Source organism: Porphyromonadaceae bacterium W3.11 (assembly GCA_030434245.1).
GTDB lineage: Bacteria > Bacteroidota > Bacteroidia > Bacteroidales > Porphyromonadaceae > Porphyromonas_A.
In genome coordinates, this window is record JAUISX010000006.1 from 142555 (window position 1) to 158927 (window position 16373).

At 39.8% G+C, this 16373-nt stretch carries 14 protein-coding genes, 2 tRNA genes and 1 riboswitch; of the genes, 5 read left to right on the forward strand and 11 right to left on the reverse strand.

Annotated elements, in window-relative coordinates:
- Positions 1-11 precede the first annotated feature (11 nt).
- The 11 genes from QYZ87_10185 to QYZ87_10235 form a co-directional block, all read right to left on the reverse strand.
- Positions 12-85, reverse strand: a tRNA-Arg gene (locus QYZ87_10185).
- A gap of 64 nt (positions 86-149) precedes the next feature.
- Positions 150-223: transfer RNA gene (locus QYZ87_10190), tRNA-Arg, on the reverse strand.
- 87 nt (positions 224-310) lie between these two features.
- The gene (fabD, locus tag QYZ87_10195; protein ID MDN4754878.1) at positions 311-1168 is read right to left on the reverse strand and encodes an ACP S-malonyltransferase; all 858 of its coding nucleotides are present in this window, start codon (positions 1166-1168) and stop codon (positions 311-313) included.
- A 128-nt stretch (positions 1169-1296) separates the two neighbouring features.
- The gene (locus tag QYZ87_10200; protein MDN4754879.1) at positions 1297-2736 is read right to left on the reverse strand and encodes an MFS transporter; all 1440 of its coding nucleotides are present in this window, start codon (positions 2734-2736) and stop codon (positions 1297-1299) included.
- 432 nt (positions 2737-3168) lie between these two features.
- Positions 3169-3753: a superoxide dismutase gene (locus tag QYZ87_10205; GenBank protein ID MDN4754880.1), complete on the reverse strand. Its 585-nt coding sequence runs from the start codon at positions 3751-3753 to the stop codon at positions 3169-3171.
- A 303-nt stretch (positions 3754-4056) separates the two neighbouring features.
- Complete coding sequence (locus QYZ87_10210; GenBank protein MDN4754881.1) at positions 4057-4656, reverse strand: thiamine phosphate synthase; 600 nt, start codon at positions 4654-4656, stop codon at positions 4057-4059.
- 8 nt (positions 4657-4664) lie between these two features.
- Positions 4665-5438 (reverse strand): sulfide-dependent adenosine diphosphate thiazole synthase, encoded by a 774-nt coding sequence (locus tag QYZ87_10215; protein ID MDN4754882.1) that lies wholly within the window; start codon positions 5436-5438, stop codon positions 4665-4667.
- Positions 5439-5474: 36 nt separating this feature from the next.
- The gene (thiC, locus tag QYZ87_10220) at positions 5475-7046 is read right to left on the reverse strand and encodes a phosphomethylpyrimidine synthase ThiC (GenBank protein ID MDN4754883.1); all 1572 of its coding nucleotides are present in this window, start codon (positions 7044-7046) and stop codon (positions 5475-5477) included.
- Between the two features lie 3 nt (positions 7047-7049).
- Complete coding sequence (locus QYZ87_10225; protein MDN4754884.1) at positions 7050-7676, reverse strand: thiamine phosphate synthase; 627 nt, start codon at positions 7674-7676, stop codon at positions 7050-7052.
- On the reverse strand, positions 7673-8500 hold the full coding sequence (gene thiD, locus QYZ87_10230) for a bifunctional hydroxymethylpyrimidine kinase/phosphomethylpyrimidine kinase (protein MDN4754885.1): 828 nt from the start codon (positions 8498-8500) through the stop codon (positions 7673-7675). The genes QYZ87_10225 and thiD overlap by 4 nt, the downstream gene beginning before the upstream one ends.
- A 99-nt stretch (positions 8501-8599) precedes the next feature.
- Positions 8600-8699: riboswitch (TPP riboswitch) on the reverse strand.
- A 101-nt stretch (positions 8700-8800) separates the two neighbouring features.
- Positions 8801-10159, reverse strand: coding sequence for a TIGR00341 family protein (locus QYZ87_10235; GenBank protein ID MDN4754886.1), 1359 nt, complete (start codon positions 10157-10159; stop codon positions 8801-8803).
- Positions 10160-11021: 862 nt separating this feature from the next.
- On the opposite strand from QYZ87_10235, the gene QYZ87_10240 reads away from it, so the two are divergent.
- The 5 genes from QYZ87_10240 to mreD all read left to right on the forward strand — a co-directional run bounded on the left by QYZ87_10240 (position 11022) and on the right by mreD (position 16372).
- On the forward strand, positions 11022-12245 hold the full coding sequence (locus tag QYZ87_10240) for an L-serine ammonia-lyase (protein MDN4754887.1): 1224 nt from the start codon (positions 11022-11024) through the stop codon (positions 12243-12245).
- A gap of 121 nt (positions 12246-12366) precedes the next feature.
- On the forward strand, positions 12367-13914 hold the full coding sequence (gene purH / locus QYZ87_10245; protein MDN4754888.1) for a bifunctional phosphoribosylaminoimidazolecarboxamide formyltransferase/IMP cyclohydrolase: 1548 nt from the start codon (positions 12367-12369) through the stop codon (positions 13912-13914).
- Positions 13915-13945: 31 nt separating this feature from the next.
- Positions 13946-14965, forward strand: coding sequence for a rod shape-determining protein (locus tag QYZ87_10250; GenBank protein ID MDN4754889.1), 1020 nt, complete (start codon positions 13946-13948; stop codon positions 14963-14965).
- An 18-nt stretch (positions 14966-14983) separates the two neighbouring features.
- Positions 14984-15844: a rod shape-determining protein MreC gene (gene mreC / locus QYZ87_10255; protein ID MDN4754890.1), complete on the forward strand. Its 861-nt coding sequence runs from the start codon at positions 14984-14986 to the stop codon at positions 15842-15844.
- Positions 15845-15850: 6 nt separating this feature from the next.
- The gene (gene mreD, locus QYZ87_10260) at positions 15851-16372 is read left to right on the forward strand and encodes a rod shape-determining protein MreD (GenBank protein ID MDN4754891.1); all 522 of its coding nucleotides are present in this window, start codon (positions 15851-15853) and stop codon (positions 16370-16372) included.
- Position 16373 lies beyond the last annotated feature (1 nt).

A 16373-nucleotide genomic window follows, 5' to 3' on the forward strand; every position in this document is an offset into this window, starting at 1 on the left:
CAGATATATAGTGACCGTATTAGGATTCAAACCTAAAACCTTCTGATCCGTAGTCAGATGCTCTATTCAGTTGAGCTATACGGCCAATTTTGTGTCCCCAAAGGGATTTGTAAAAAATAGATGCTGACTCTATAACATCATAAAAATAGTGACCGTATTAGGATTCAAACCTAAAACCTTCTGATCCGTAGTCAGATGCTCTATTCAGTTGAGCTATACGGCCAATTACCCTCCAATTGACTTTCTGGAATGCAAAGGTAATAAAAAAAAATATTTGCTCCAAATATATTGGGGGTAAAAGTAATAAAAATTACTTTATGATACGTTTAATAAGGCCTTGAAGGACATTACCAGGTCCATATTCTGTAAACTCAGTAGCTCCATCAGCTACCATATTCCTGACAGATTGGGTCCATCGTACAGGTGAAGTAAGTTGCTTTATTAAGTTAGCTCGAATTTCTTCAGTATTGGTATGTGGTAGTGCATCTACATTTTGATAAATTGGGCAGGTTGGAGCAGAGAAGGTTACTGAGTTAATCGCTTCTTCCAACTCTATCCTAGCACTCTCCATGAATGGGCTATGGAATGCACCGCTAACGTTTAGTGGGATGGCTCTCTTAGCACCAGCCTCTTTTGCTAGCTCTATGAATTCATTCACACCTTTTACAGAGCCAGATATAACTGCTTGCCCCGGGCTATTATAGTTTGCTAGTATCACCACTTCTGGTGCTACATTAGCACAAAGTGACTCTACCAACTCATCTTCAAGACCTAGAATAGCAGCCATTGTAGATGGTGCAAGCTCACAAGCACGTTGCATGGCTTGTGCACGTCTGGAAACAAGTGTGAGGGCGTCCTCAAAACTTAAAGCTCCAGATACTGCTAATGCCGTAAACTCTCCAAGAGAATGTCCCGCCATCATGTCTGCTTTCACTCCTTCCTCACTGATGATAGCACTGATGTATGAGTGTAAAAATACGGCTGGCTGAGTGACTTTGGTCTGCTTGAGGTCTTCTTCTGTACCTTCAAATATTACCTTAGTTATGGGAAATCCAAGGATCTCATTAGCCCTATCAAATAGCTTCTTGGCTTCGTCATTTGAGTTATATAAGTCTAGGCCCATGCCTACGAATTGGGCGCCTTGTCCTGGAAAAACTGATGCTTTCATATATTGATGTAAAAATAATTATTGAATTTAATTGTCATACACAAAGATATTTTATTTTTTCTATAATACAAAAAAGAAGGGTAGTACATTATATACCACCCTTCTAATCATATTACTTAGGAGTAAAATTACTTTTGAATATTTGGTTTTTCAAGACCAAATCCCATCTTCTTGTCATAAGTCTTAAGGTAAGTACTAAGTATAAGTGCTAATACACCAAAGCTTGTGAAAATAAGCATAGAAGGGGTATAATTAAGTGCTTGTTCAGGTTCAATGCCTTTATTAGTTATGTCTAATACCTTACCAATAAGCATAGGCACAGTCATCAGACCAATATTCTGAATAAAGAAAATTGCTGAGTAAGCAGAGCCAAGTACTTTTGGGTCTATTAACTTTGGTACACTTGGCCAAAGGGCAGCTGGTACAAGAGAAAATGAGATACCAAGTAGAACTATAGCTACAATAGCAATGATATATGAACCCTGTCCTGTATCAAATGGATAGAGTGCGAATATTCCGTGACAAAGAATCATTAATATAGAACCAATGATAAGCATTGTAGCACCCTTGCCCTTTTTATCAAGAAACAGACCAAGAGGTGGTGTAATAATCATAGCTCCAATAGGAAATAAGCTAAAGATACTTGCAGCTTTTTCATTTGAAAGACCTAAGTTGCTCTCTAGCATATTGGTGGCGAATCGTTGGAAAGGGAATATAGCTGAATAATAAAGCACGCAAAGTAGTGCTACAATCCAGAAAATCTTAATCCCGAAGACTTTCTTAAGGTCTGCAAATCGGAATGGTTCTTCATCATCCTTAATCTCAAAGGATTCTTGAGTATCAAGTTTCTTATCAAGTACACCATAGATTAAGTACAAAATCAATCCAATACAGAGTAGAATGAATACAAATAAGACAGGTGCTTGAATAGCTGTTATGGCGGCCATTCCTTCTGTATTTTCGCCTAGTCTTGACATGGCCCAGTTATGAATACGTGGAGACGTTTGGAATACGGCAAATACGCCCAAGCGAGCAACAGCCATCTCAACACCCATAGCCATAGCCATCTCTTTGCCATGGAACCACTTGACTATAGCTCTCGAGACGGTCACGCCAGCCATTTCGGTTCCCATACCAAAAATGGCAAAGCCTACGCAAGATAATTTAGCAGAAGGAGGAAATCCAGATGAAAAACTTGAGAGAAGTTCGAATGGGAAAGCTCCAGCATTAAATGTTGTGCTTAAAGCATAGACTTTAATTCCTGCTCCTAAAACCATTAAGGAGCCAGAAAGAATAGCTGTAAAACGGACTCCCATCTTATCAAGGATAATACCTGCAAAGATGAGGAATAGTAAGAATACGTTGATGAAAAATTCACTCCCCGCATAGGTCCCAAAAACAGAGGAGGTCCAACCTAAGTGAATGTCTAACTGTGTTTTAAGAGGAGAAAGAACGTCCACGAACATGTACGCAAAAAGCATTGTTAATGAGATCATTAACAACACTGTCCAGCGAATCCATGCAACATCGCGAATGGTCTTACGAGGTTGTTGTGTAGTTGTAGTCATAAAGGTTATTAAAAATATTTTTTAAATTTATTTCTTAAAGAAATACAAATATAAGAATAAACCTTAGGTACACAAAAAAAATGATATAAAAACTCCCATTTCCTTTAATTGAATGGGGAACTGGGACTGTATAGATTAATAGCAGGAGTAGTGGTGAATGATATATTTGTGATTAGCATTATATATACTTATGATATCTTAGTTCCCTTTTTAATAAGACATTAATAAGTACTCTATGCAATTATTGATGTTTTTTTTTGATAGATCAATTACTATTCTCGGTTACTGCTTGCTACCTTAGTCTAGGCTTTTGAAGACTAGGATCTACTTTATTATTGGTTCTATAGCATTAAGGTAATATAAAAAAAGAGAGTGTGTCAAAAACTACTTCTGACACACTCTCTCTTTTACAATAAAATTTGATGATAGAGATTATCTACCAGCATATCTTTCGCTTACTTCCTTCCAGTTAATGATATCCCATATCTTTGCAAGGTGATCAGCACGACGGTTTTGATAATCTACATAGTAAGCGTGCTCCCATACATCAGCACCTAATAGAGGTACTAGATCCATAGTCACAGGATTTCCAGCATTCTGATGCTTTGTGATCTCTAGATTTCCATCCTTATCTGTTGTTAACCATGTCCAACCTGCACCGAATAGTCCAGCAGCTTCTTTTTCGAAGGTCTTTTTGAACTCATCAAAAGATCCGAATTTCTTCTCAATAGCCTTCATTAGATCACCAGTAGGTTCGCCACCACCATCAGGGCTGAATTGAGTGAAGTAAAGATTGTGGTTAAGAGTCTGTCCAGCATTATTGAAGATTCCACCTTCAGACTTCTTAACGATATCAACAAGTTCCATATCAGCAAACTCGGTTCCGTCGATAAGTTTATTTAGATTTGTTACATAAGCGTTCAAGTGCTTGCCATGGTGAAGCTCAATAGTTGTTTTGCTTATTACTGGCTCTAAAGCATCATTCGCATACGGTAGTTTGATTAGTTCAAATTTCATAATTTCATTTTCTTTAATTGTTGTGTTTGAATTCTTTGTTGTCTCGTCAGCTACATTTTCAATAACTGTATTGCTTTCCTTATTGTCATTAGAATTATTACATGCAGTAACGCTAAGAAGTGTTACGCTAAAAGCTAATCCTAATACTAAAGGTCTCAATTTTTTCTTCATAAATCTAATTATTTCTATTTATAAAGTTGATATTTACAATTATCATTCATCTACATTGATAACACATTGAATTGAGAATTTGTTTTTACTTCAATATGTTTTTTGATAAAAAATTTTTTTTGAACTAATATTTTAGCGAGTGTTCGATAGAAGCATTTTCCACTCATCTATATATGTTTTCCATTCTTCTGATTCAGTTCTTGCCCAGAAGTCACCAAGAATAGCAACGCCCCCAAAGGACCATTCCCTAAGACATTCTATTTTCTTTTGAGAAATACCCCCGAGAGCAAAAACCTTAGAGTCTATTATTCCAGCTTTAGAGGCATTCGTTAGGTCTTGTTCAGAAAAAGCGGAATATACACCCTTTTTAGATATGCTATTAAAGATAGGGCTAAGAAATAGGTAATCACATTCATCCTTATGATCTATCACCTCTTGAAAAGAGTGACACGATCGCGATAGAGAACCGCTAAAGTCAGATGGTGGTGTGGGGTGACGATGATTAAGGTGAAGACCTCCGATAGGAAATTCATGGGCTAGTGAGTGATGATCGTGTAACACAATGTGTGGTAAGCAATCATCCGAAAGAGAAGACAGAAAAATCCGTGCTTCATCATCACTCCATGCTGGCCGTCTAAAATGGACTCGGAAAATACCGCTTGAGATTAACTCCGAGATAATATGAACTTCCCCCGCCATAGTGACGGGGGAAGTAATAATAATAAGTTTCATCAGAAAACTTACTTCTTAAGTTTTTCGATAATCATTTCAGATACCTTCTTTCCAGACATTAGCATACCGCCAAAGATAGGGCCCATACGTGGTGTTCCAGATACAGCTGAAGAGGCCATACCGCAGACATAAAGTCCAGGATAGATCTCTTTAGTGCCAGATACAACTTCACGCTCACCTTCTACAACGTCAAGCGACCTCTCACCAATTACGTCACCTGTAGAGGTATTAAGCTTAGCACCATTTTTATTTGCGACGACTTTGCAGATTTCACTATCATGTCCTGTTCCATCGATAACGCAGCGAGCCATTATATTAAGTGGATCCACATGCATACCAGTCCGTAATACTGGAGTCCAGTTAACGACTACACCACTAACGACGTCATTCTTATAAACCACATCCTCAACAGAATAGCAGTTGAAGATATGAGCACCAGCGTGTGTTGCTTGGTAGAGTAGGGCAGCAGTGCTTTCTACAGAGTCCATAGTGAAGAGTCCATCACCATAAGCCTCATAATTAATATCAAATTCTTTGATGATTTCAAGTGCTTCTTCCTGAATAACGATCTGATTAAACATCATTGCACCTCCCCACATTCCACCGCCGGGAGCTAACTTTCTATCAAAAAGAGCAACCTTAAGCCCAGCTTTAGCTAGGTAATATGAAGCTACGATACCTGATGGTCCTCCACCTACGATGGCTACATCTAATTCCAAGCAGTCTTCTAACTTATCAAAGTAGGTGCGGATAATCCCTTGGGATATTTTTTTTTCTATCATGTTAAAAATAATTTTATATTGTTGTGAAAAAAAGTTTTATTTATCTATTTCAGTGCAATCTCCGAGCGTCTGACTGATCCTCATCGCACAAAAGTTAGGACCACACATGGTACAGAACTTACTATCCGTAGGGTTAGAAAGTTTATAATACTCTAGTGCTTTATCAGGGTCTAACGAGAGATTGAACTGATCTTTCCATCTGAATTCATATCTAGCCTTACTTAGGGCATTATCTCTAATGGTTGCGGCTGGATGTTGCTTACCTAGGTCTGCTGCGTGTGCTGCAATTTTATATGTAATGACACCAGTCCGAACATCCTCCTTGTCAGGAAGTCCTAAGTGCTCTTTCGGGGTTACATAGCAAAGCATCGCTGTACCATACCACCCTATCATTGCAGCTCCTATGGCACTAGTGATATGGTCATAGGCTGGGGCTATATCAGTTACAAGTGGTCCGAGAGTGTAGAATGGAGCTCCATGGCATTTCTCAATTTGTCTATCCATATTCTCTTTGATCTTATGCATAGGTACATGCCCAGGACCTTCAATAAAGACTTGAACATCCTTAGCCCAAGCTCTCTCTACCAATTCACCCATCGTGTCAAGTTCAGCAAATTGGGCCGCATCGTTAGCATCATGGATAGATCCAGGACGTAGTCCATCTCCTAGTGATAGGGCGACATCATATTTGCGACAAATATCACAAATGTCATCAAAATGGCTATATAGGAAGCTCTCCTCATTATGAACTCGGCACCATTTAGAGATGATACTACCGCCACGGCTTACAATTCCAGTGAGACGATCGTCCGCTAAGTGTATATTCTTAAGTCTAATACCACAGTGGATAGTGAAGTAGTCCACACCTTGCTCACACTGCTCAATAAGCGTATCTCTGAAAACCTCCCATGATAAGTCTTCAGCCTTACCATTGACCTTTTCGAATGCTTGATACATAGGCACAGTGCCTACTGGTACAGGACTATTACGAAGGATCCACTCACGGGTCTCATAAATGTTCTTACCTGTGGAGAGATCCATTACTGTATCTCCACCCCACTTACAGCTCCATACGGCTTTTTCTACTTCCTCTTCAATACTCGAACCCATTGCCGAGTTACCAATATTCGTATTAATCTTTACGAGAAAGTTGGTGCCAATGATCATTGGTTCTGTCTCTGGGTGCTTCTTATTAGCAGGGATAACAGCACGGCCTGCAGCGACTTCTTCACATACGTACTGAGGGGTAATGTAGCTCTCTATCCCTAGCTCTTGGCAGTTCATATTCTCGCGAATGGCTACATATTCCATTTCTTGAGTGATGATGCCCTTCTTCGCATAATACAATTGCGTATGCTCTCTTCCCTCTATCCATGGTTTCCTAAGTTTTGGAAGCCCTTTTTGGAGATCTATTTCGATGTTAGGGTCACTATATGGGCCACTCGTGTCATAAACGATTACAGGGGGATTCTCCCTCCTAGTACCATCCTTTAATATCGTGGGTAGCTGTGAGATTTGTCGCATCCCTACTCTTATCTCGGGGTGAATCTTACCTGAGAGGTAGATTTTCTCCGAGTTAGGATAAGTAATCTTAAAGTCTTTATTCATGGTTTATTTTGAATTAATTTGATTTATGAATTCTTTAGTCATTTCAGTCGGGTCTTTTGAATCAAGAATAGCCCCACTAATGGCGATGCCAAAAACACCAGTGGATAATATAGCTGGTATGTCCCGAAGTGTAATACCACCAATGGCTATTAACGGAATTGTTATGTCTCGCTCTTGCATCTGAGATACAAGCTGTATATATCCTTTAAGGCCAAGGATAGATGATAAGTTCTTCTTTGTAGTAGTATATCGAAATGGACCGCACCCTACATAATTAGCTCCTCTATCTGAGTGAGCTTGTATCTCATCTATGGTATTGGCAGTCCCTCCAATAATCTTATTCGGTCCTAAAAGTGATCTGGCTTCGTCTATGGGCATATCTTTCTGCCCTAAGTGTACTCCATCTGCATCAAGCTTTTCTACTAAATCAACTCTATCGTCGATGATAAGCGTCGCTTGGTACTCTGAGCATAGGCGTCGAAGGGCTGTGCCAACCTCTATGATGTGTGGCTCTTCAGCACCCTTCATTCTTAACTGAATCCATTTGCAACCACCATCTAACGCAAGTTTTGCTCCAGTGAGGTAGTCAAACTTATTATTTTGATGCGTTATGAATTGTAACCTATTCATAATTTGATGCTTTTTTGTGGGTTATAGAAGTGGTCTACCGGTCCGTGTCCCTTGAAGAGGGTAATGTCCTTTCCACTATTGATAGCTTCTGAGATGTACACCTTAGCCTGCCCGACAGCTTCGGGTAGGGATAGTCCTCGTGCAATATAAGCTGTGATAGCTGACGATAGAGTGCAGCCTGTCCCATGAGTATTAGAGGTCCTAACCTTAGTTCCGTGGAAGACTTCTTCATGACCATTATTAAGAAATAAGAAGTCCGGACAGTCATCACCCATCAAGTGCCCGCCCTTGATGAGAACAGCCTCTACTCCATATGATAAAATCTTTTTTGCGGCCTCCTTAATGCTCTTGTGTGAATCAATGACAAGACCTGCCAGTGCTTCGGCTTCGGGTATATTGGGCGTTACAAGTGCAGCCATTGGCAATAAGCTATTAATAAGGCTCTCAATAGCTTCGTCTCTGAAGAGGCTGTCGCCACTTGTGGCCACCATTACGGGGTCTACAATTATTGGCGGTATATCATCAAGTTGGGATAAAGTCTTTACGATCACTTCAATTGTAGATCTGTCATAGAGCATACCTGTCTTGATAGCTTTTGGTGGGATGTCCTCCAATACAGCCTCTAGCTGAGACTGCACTAACTGGTTTGAGATAGCTTCGACTCCAGATACACCACATGTATTTTGTGCCGTAACGGCTGTGATTACAGACATGGCATAACATCCGAGAGCCGACATCGTCTTGATATCAGCTTGTATCCCAGCCCCTCCTGAGCTGTCAGAACCAGCAATTGTAAGTGTTGGTATATATTTCGTAGTCACAATTAATCATTTTTTTTGGGGAAGAAAAATCATAATATTAGGGAGTGCGACTACTAAGATGGTATTTACCACAACCACATTTATAATAATATAACTGTGGTTAGCAGTGTGAAAAAGTTCCTACGACAGCATTACCTGCATCAGGTTCCACGGGTCTAATCTCAGCACTCTTTTTTTTTAAGAGGCACCCCTAACAATATATACTCCTCCAGATGTTTTATAAAAAACGTGATGGAGAACCATTACGATCTCCATCACAAATATAGCTACTTTAATTGTAACTCACAAATAGTTTGCCTCAGATTATTTCTTTGATTCCTTTACAATCATAATCTCAGGATCTTTAAATCTTAGCGATAACCAACTCCGGATTAGGCTCTCTCTCTCCTTACTAAGTTTTTTATTCGTGGTTAGTCTTATGTAAGGAATTGTATCAACTAATGTTGTATCAGCTCTAAATGAGTACATCTGACCAATTTGGGTCTTTTCTATTTCATTGAAGAGCTGACGGATCTCAATCGTAACAGCTTCGGCTTGGAAGTAAAACGTTTGTTGACCTTTTAATGCGAGATTTAAGGAGTCATTTCGCAACTGTAAGTATTGGGTGTAGCTCTTATCGGTGGCACTCTGCACATCCTTCAAGATTGCATGCCTGATTTCCTCCATATTTTGTCTTTCCGAGCCTTGCTTTACTACCAGTACAGTATTCTTTAGTCCATAAGCTGGTAGGACGGCTTGTAGGCGTTCAATCACATTGGACGGTATTTCTTCGCCAATGACCGAAACATTGAAGTATGTTATAGAGTCAGTCTTCTCACTATCGTACGAGAGGACGAAGGAGTTATCAAAGACCATTACTTCTTTGATGAATTTATCTTGTTGGACCTCTTGATATGTTTTTTGTACAAAACGATATGCCAGTATCACACTGGGGATAATGGTTGAAAGGACTATTATGAAGACTAAGTTGTTTAGTCGCTTTCCTCTTTTCTTATTAACATAGGTTACTCTACGATACTTTAGAGCTCTAACGACAATGAATGTAGAGAGACCTATAAATACGGTGTTGATAATAAATAAGTATGTCGCACCGAAGAAATAATTAAACTGTAGCGTTGCCAACCCATATCCAGCACTACATAGTGGAGGCATGAGGGCAGTTGCAATAGCTACACCGGGGATGACCTGACCCTTAGACCTGCTGGTGCCTGCTATAATCCCTGCTAGTCCACCAAAGAGGGCAATTAATACGTCGTATGTAGTGGGTTGTGTACGAGCCAAAATCTCACTCTGTGCGACACTAATAGGGCTGATAATGAAGTAGATAGTGGAGGTGATTACACTAATTCCGACCGCCATTCCTAAGTTCTTAACACTTCGACCAATAAGATTGAAGTCCGTGATGCCTAACCCCAGACCAATACCAATGATTGGACCCATCAGTGGGGAGATTAACATGGCACCGATTACGACGGCGGTTGAGTTCATGTTTAGTCCAATAGAAGCTATCAGGATGGCACATATTAGAATCAACATCTTAGTGCCTCTAAACTCGACATCGGCTTTAAGAGCCTTTATTGTTTCTTCTTCATCTTCTTTTTCGTGTCGTATATCAAAGAACGAAACTAAAAATTGCCAAAAACTTTGACCTGTTCTTGCCATAATCTCATTACAATAAAAAGTGAATGATTTTGAATAGATATCCGCAAAGATAGCCAAAATATGAGATTTCTCACTCACTAGGAGTGGGTTCACAGAGTAATGTGGTGAAAAATTGAAGAGCTAGTATTGTTCGTTCTCCGGAGGGTTTTTAAAATACCTGTAGAGAGAATCCACTAAGTGCATATATTTAATAGCCGATGTGGGCGAAAAAAAGATTTTAAAACATTTGAAATGAAGGTACCTTATGGTCTCTCCCTTTCTTGGTCTTTTCAACTTGATATAGATAAAAACACTTGAATTTTTACGACACTAAATAGGTTTATGATGTAATGACTGATCTAAAGCACCTAGATAATGGTATCAAAGCGTAATTGAGCCGATTCCCTTTTTGAGATAAGGGTGGGTGAAATTTTAGTTATATGAAACAGATCTTCTTCCTATAGGAAAAATATTTTTATCATATGAGAAGAAGAAAGGCTTTATATAGGACGAATTTTTACTGTCCAAATACTCCCTAAGCGTACTTTCAGTTACGTTTTAGTATCGTTGCGTTTATCCCTTGATATTAGCTTGTTATGGTTTTTAACCTCTGTCATGGTCTATCTGTTTTAAGCTTTGTTGAGAGGTTATGTTACGAATAGTTTGGTAGCTTTAGTGATCCTATGTTACTAAAAAACTTCACGCACCGCTTTATTTAACTTCAGCCCCTCAAAAGTATCATTCAAGAAGTGCTAATGAAATCATTAAAAAACGGATGGAATTCTTTCATTTTCTACAACATTTTATAACGATGTTATCGGTAAAATAATTTGTATCTTTGCTTGGGAAATTAATTGAACTGATAGAAAGCCTTCAATCATAGATGGAGACAATAAAAACAATATATAAAATAGGACATGGGCCATCGAGTAGTCATACTATGGCCCCAAGAAGAGCCGCGGAAATGTTTGCAAATAGATTTTCCAAAGAGGCTCCTAGTTCATTTAGAGTGAATCTATATGGTGCACTCGCAGCCACAGGTAAGGGACACATGACAGACGTCGCTATCTTAGACGTCCTGACACCAATGGCTCCAACCGAAATAATATGGAAACCTACAGAGGTCCACAAGTTTCACACTAATGGGATGATGTTTGAAGCTCTCAATAGTGAGGGTAATACGGTGGATTCCTGGACAGTATATAGCATTGGTGGCGGCTCCTTGGCTAATGAGGATTTTGATGAAAGTAGAAATGAGGATATCTATCCGCATAGCTCTCTAACAAAAATAATGGAGTTTTGTACAGAAAGGCGGATTAATTTCTGGGAATACATTGAGCATTTTGAAGACTCATCTCTTTGGGATTACCTCGAAGAGGTTTGGGAAGTGATGAAACAATCAATTCATAGGGGTCTAGAAGCAGATGGTATATTACCCGGAGGACTAAAGCTACGAAGAAAAGCGGGAGAGTACTTAATCAGAGCTAAGGGCTATAGTGGTAACTTGAAGTCCAGAGGACATGTTTATGCTTATGCTCTAGCTGTATCCGAAGAAAATGCCTCAGGTGGACTCGTGGTGACAGCACCAACATGTGGGTCATCAGGGGTGATGCCTGCCGTACTCTACCACCTTAAAACAGTCAGAGACTTTCCAGACAAAATGATATATAGAGCTTTGGCAACAGCTGGCTTAATAGGTAACTTAGCTCGTACTAATGCATCGATCTCTGGAGCTGAAGTAGGCTGTCAGGGTGAAGTGGGGGTGGCTTGCTCAATGGCAGCAGCTGCGTCCAATCAACTCTTTGGTGGTAGTCTTATGCAGATAGAGTATGCTGCCGAGATGGGTCTTGAGCACCACTTAGGCTTAACATGCGATCCAATATGCGGGCTTGTTCAGATCCCATGTATTGAAAGAAACGCGTTCGCTGCTGGCCGTGCATTGGACTCTAACTCGTACTCTACATTTTCCGACGGCTTTCATAGAGTCTCATTCGATCAGGTTATTGAAGTTATGAAGCAAACGGGTCATGACCTTCCAAGCTTATACAAGGAGACATCCGAAGGAGGATTAGCCACCAAATTGTCCCAGTCCGACTTCTTTTTCTAAAATGAGTCACATCAGTGGGATGAGAGTTGTGAGTGATACTACAATTTGTTTGTACTTTTAATTATATTTGCGTACACTCCAGAGTGTAAACAAAACATACTAGTAAAGATTAAGATAAAAAATGTCCGAAACAAAAATCAAGAGAGCCTTAATATCGGTATTTAATAAAGAGGGCTTAGGTGAAGTCGTCAAAAAACTTGAAGCTCATGGCGTGGAGATCATATCTACAGGGGGTACACAAGACTATATCCAAAAATTAGGAATAAAGTGTATTTCAGCAGAGGATATTACAACATACCCGTCAATTCTAGGTGGACGAGTAAAGACATTACACCCTCAGATTTTTGGTGGCATTCTATCACGTCGTGATAATCAAGAAGATCAAAAGCAGTGTGAAATGTATGGAATATCCACAATAGACTTAGTCATTGTGGATCTCTATCCATTTAGCGAAACCGTCGCGGCAGGTGGAAGTCATGAAGAAATTATCGAGAAGATAGACATTGGTGGTGTCAGCCTCATACGTGCTGCAGCAAAGAACTACCAAGATGTCGTTATTATTCCATCAAGAGCTCTATATCCAAACTTGATTGATATACTAGATAATAACGATGCTAAAACTACACTTAGCCAACGTAAGAATTTTGCAGGGGTCGCTTTTAAGCTTACTTCTGACTATGACAATGCTGTAAATAAATACTTTATATCAAATGAGGTGATGGATGATCAATTACCTCAAAATGGTATTGACATTGTGTATTCATCCTCTAAGCAGCTTAGGTATGGCGAGAATCCTCACCAAAAAGCTGTCTTCTATGGGACTGCTCTCCAAGAAAGATTTGACAAGCTCCATGGCAAAGAGCTTAGCTATAATAATATGCTGGATGTTGATGCTGCAGTGCATTTGATAGAGGAGTTTGATCAGCCAACAGCTGCCATCCTTAAGCATAACACCCCATGTGGTGTTGCTTCTGGAGATGGAATACTGGAAGCTTATGATCGTGCCCTAGCATCTGATCCGATCTCAGCGTTTGGTGGCATTATCGTCCTTAATCGTGATGTGGACTATGAGATAGCTAATAAGATTAGCGAAATTTTCTTTGAAGTATTAATCGCACCTAACTTCAGCGATGAGGCCTTGGTTAAGCTAAAAGAAAAGAAAAATAGAATCCTACTGAGAGATAAAATTGGATTTGATGCCAGTAAATTTACTTTCAGAACAATCCTTGGTGGACTTCTAGCCCAAACGAGAGATGATAGGATAGAAAAGCTAGACGATCTCAAAGCCACAAACAATACGCTTGCAACTGACCAACAGATTGATGACTTACTATTTGGAATGAAGGTGGTTAAGTACTGTAAGAGTAATGCCATTGTGCTTGTCAAGGATCGCCAAGTGCTAGGTGCTGGCTACGGACAAACATCTAGAGTTGATGCGTTAAAGCAAGCTATAGTAAAGGCAAAAGAAATGGGCTTTAGCACTGAAGGTGCTGCTCTAGCATCTGATGCTTTTTTCCCATTCTCTGACTGTGTTGAACTAGCAGCAGAAGCGGGGATCCAGAGCATCATTCAGCCAGGTGGCTCTATTCGTGACGAAGAGAGCATACAGCTGGCAAAAGAAAAGGGAATCCCAATGTATATCACAGGGATTCGCCATTTCAGACATTAAAATTGAATTCACTTTTTAGTAAAAATATAATATGGGATTATTCTCTTTCACCCAAAAACTAGCAATAGACCTTGGTACTGCTAATACAGTCATCATCAAGGATGGTAAGATCATCGTAGATGAGCCAAGTTACGTAACCATTAATCGCAAAACTGAGAAAGTTGAGTGTGTAGGGGCAGAGGCGTACAGACGTTTTGAAAAGGAAAATAACGATCTATATACTGTCAGACCTCTTAGGGATGGCGTAGTAGCAGATCTTACTGCATCAGAGCATATGATCCGTGGGCTAATACGAATGGCCAATCCGAAGAAGAAGATCTTTCCGGCTTCTCTTAAGGTAGTTGTGTGTGTCCCCTCAGGTAGTACTGATGTAGAAATACGTGCGGTACGTGATTCAGCAGAAAAAGCTGGTGCTAATGAAGTGCATCTAATCCACGAACCTATGGCTGCTGCTATTGGGATTGGTATTGATGTATTAGAGCCCACTGGGAGGATGATTGTGGATATAGGTGGTGGAACTACTGAAATTGCGGTTATTTCACTCGGTGGAATTGTATCCAACAAATCCATAAAGGTGGCTGGTGATGAATTCACGAATGAGATTGTAGAGCATATGAAGACAAAGCATTTCATTCGTATAGGTGAGAGGACTGCCGAAGAGATTAAGAAGCAAGTAGGATCAGCTCTTCCTAAATTAGATGTAGAGCCTGAGCCTTATCAAGTGATAGGACAGGATCTTGCTAGCATTCTTCCGAAAACCATAGAGGTGAATTATAATGAAATAGCCACTTGTCTTGATAAATCTTTATTGAAAATCGAGACTGCTATTGGCAATGCCTTAGATAATACAGCCCCAGAGCTTTATTCGGATATCTATGAGAATGGTATCAATTTGACAGGTGGTGGAGCTCAATTAAAGGGCCTTGCTGAAAGACTAACTGAAAAGTTTCAAATCGAGTTTATCGTTGCTGAAGATCCTCTCTATGCTGTTGCAAAGGGGACTAACATAGCTTTACAAAATAGCGATAAGTATTCGTTGCTATTCAAATAACCCTTAGCATGAGTGTAGATGGGGAGACTCATTGAATTTCTAAGGTCGAGGGCTCACCTCATGCTATTTATTTTGCTTGAGGTGATTGCTGCTGTGTTTTTATTGAGGAGCAGTGTTTATAGGAAAAGTGTTTTCTTAAGCAGTGCTAGTATCGTTGCTGGGTCATTTCAAGAAATCTCTCATATTGCAAACGAGTATATAGGTCTAAAGGATGCAAATATTGAGCTTATGAAGCGTAATGCCCAGCTTGAGATCGAATTACAGACATTGAGACACCAGCAGAGCCGCTTAATGGTTGACTCTCTATCATGGTCCAGACTATCGAATGACTCCATCCTTCGTCCTTTCCCATACCAATATAAGGTAGCAAAGGTTGTTGGAAACATATTATTTAGGAATAGCAACTATCTCACTCTTGATATCGGTACGGATCAAGGCATTGACATAGATATGGGCGTTGTATCTAATGAGGGGGTTATCGGGGTAGTCCAAGCCGTAGGAAAAGATTATGCTAAGGTAATTCCTTTGATTAATAATCAGTTTAATCTCAACTGTAAGGTTAGTGGTAGTCCCCATATTGGTACGTTATCTTGGGACGGGGGCGACATAGAGTATTCAGTGCTGACTAATCTTCCTAAGCATTCGGATTTCCAAGTTGGAGACTCCGTTATTACGAGTGGTTATTCGTCAATCTTTCCAGAAAACTTATATGTAGGACAAGTGGTGGATGAAGCTACTTCTAAGAATGATCATTTTAGGGCTTTAAAAGTAAAGTTAGGAGCTTCATTTGCTGACCTAAAGTATGTATATATCCTTCAAAACTTCGAAAGAGAAACACGAAGAGAGGTTGAGGAAAGAGGACTAGAAAAAAGAAATTAGAAAAGTATGAGGCGGGCATACATATACTTCACGATACAAGCTTTGATACTATTGCTAGTCCAAGCAACGGTAATGAATCATGTCCGTCTTTTTGGATACTTTACTCCGATACTATATCTGTATCCTTTGTTTAAGCTCCCTATACAAACACCAAGATGGGTGTCTGTTATGTTAGGCGGGGTCTTAGGTTTTGGATTGGATATACTCATGAATACGATAGGGCTGAATCTCGCCGTGGGTGCCCTTATAGGAGTGATACGGACACCTCTATTACATTCTACTATCGATGAAGAGATGCTTGAGGAGGAAAGTAGTATAATAGTGCCATCATTCGGGACATTATCCGTCGGAAAATATATGTTGTACTTACTCGTCCTAACCATTGTTCAGATCTCGTCCCTGATGCTTTTGGAGGCTTTTTCGGTAAATATATATGCTCACGTCCTACCCAATATCATTGGCTCTTCAATTGTTTCATATATTCTCTTTCTCATCTTTGATGTCTTCTTTACTAATAAGAAGCGATAAG

What these genes read in the sequence shown, in the direction of transcription:
- fabD (MDN4754878.1), bottom strand. Translation starts at nt 1,168, where the DNA reads ATGAAAGCATCAGTTTTTCCAGGACAAGGCGCCCAATTCGTAGGCATG.
- QYZ87_10200 (MDN4754879.1), bottom strand. Translation starts at nt 2,736, where the DNA reads ATGACTACAACTACACAACAACCTCGTAAGACCATTCGCGATGTTGCA.
- QYZ87_10205 (MDN4754880.1), bottom strand. Translation starts at nt 3,753, where the DNA reads ATGAAATTTGAACTAATCAAACTACCGTATGCGAATGATGCTTTAGAG.
- QYZ87_10210 (MDN4754881.1), bottom strand. Translation starts at nt 4,656, where the DNA reads ATGAAACTTATTATTATTACTTCCCCCGTCACTATGGCGGGGGAAGTT.
- QYZ87_10215 (MDN4754882.1), bottom strand. Translation starts at nt 5,438, where the DNA reads ATGATAGAAAAAAAAATATCCCAAGGGATTATCCGCACCTACTTTGAT.
- thiC (MDN4754883.1), bottom strand. Translation starts at nt 7,046, where the DNA reads ATGAATAAAGACTTTAAGATTACTTATCCTAACTCGGAGAAAATCTAC.
- QYZ87_10225 (MDN4754884.1), bottom strand. Translation starts at nt 7,676, where the DNA reads ATGAATAGGTTACAATTCATAACGCATCAAAATAATAAGTTTGACTAC.
- QYZ87_10235 (MDN4754886.1), bottom strand. Translation starts at nt 10,159, where the DNA reads ATGGCAAGAACAGGTCAAAGTTTTTGGCAATTTTTAGTTTCGTTCTTT.
- QYZ87_10240 (MDN4754887.1), top strand. Translation starts at nt 11,022, where the DNA reads ATGGAGACAATAAAAACAATATATAAAATAGGACATGGGCCATCGAGT.
- purH (MDN4754888.1), top strand. Translation starts at nt 12,367, where the DNA reads ATGTCCGAAACAAAAATCAAGAGAGCCTTAATATCGGTATTTAATAAA.
- QYZ87_10250 (MDN4754889.1), top strand. Translation starts at nt 13,946, where the DNA reads ATGGGATTATTCTCTTTCACCCAAAAACTAGCAATAGACCTTGGTACT.
- mreC (MDN4754890.1), top strand. Translation starts at nt 14,984, where the DNA reads ATGGGGAGACTCATTGAATTTCTAAGGTCGAGGGCTCACCTCATGCTA.
- mreD (MDN4754891.1), top strand. Translation starts at nt 15,851, where the DNA reads ATGAGGCGGGCATACATATACTTCACGATACAAGCTTTGATACTATTG.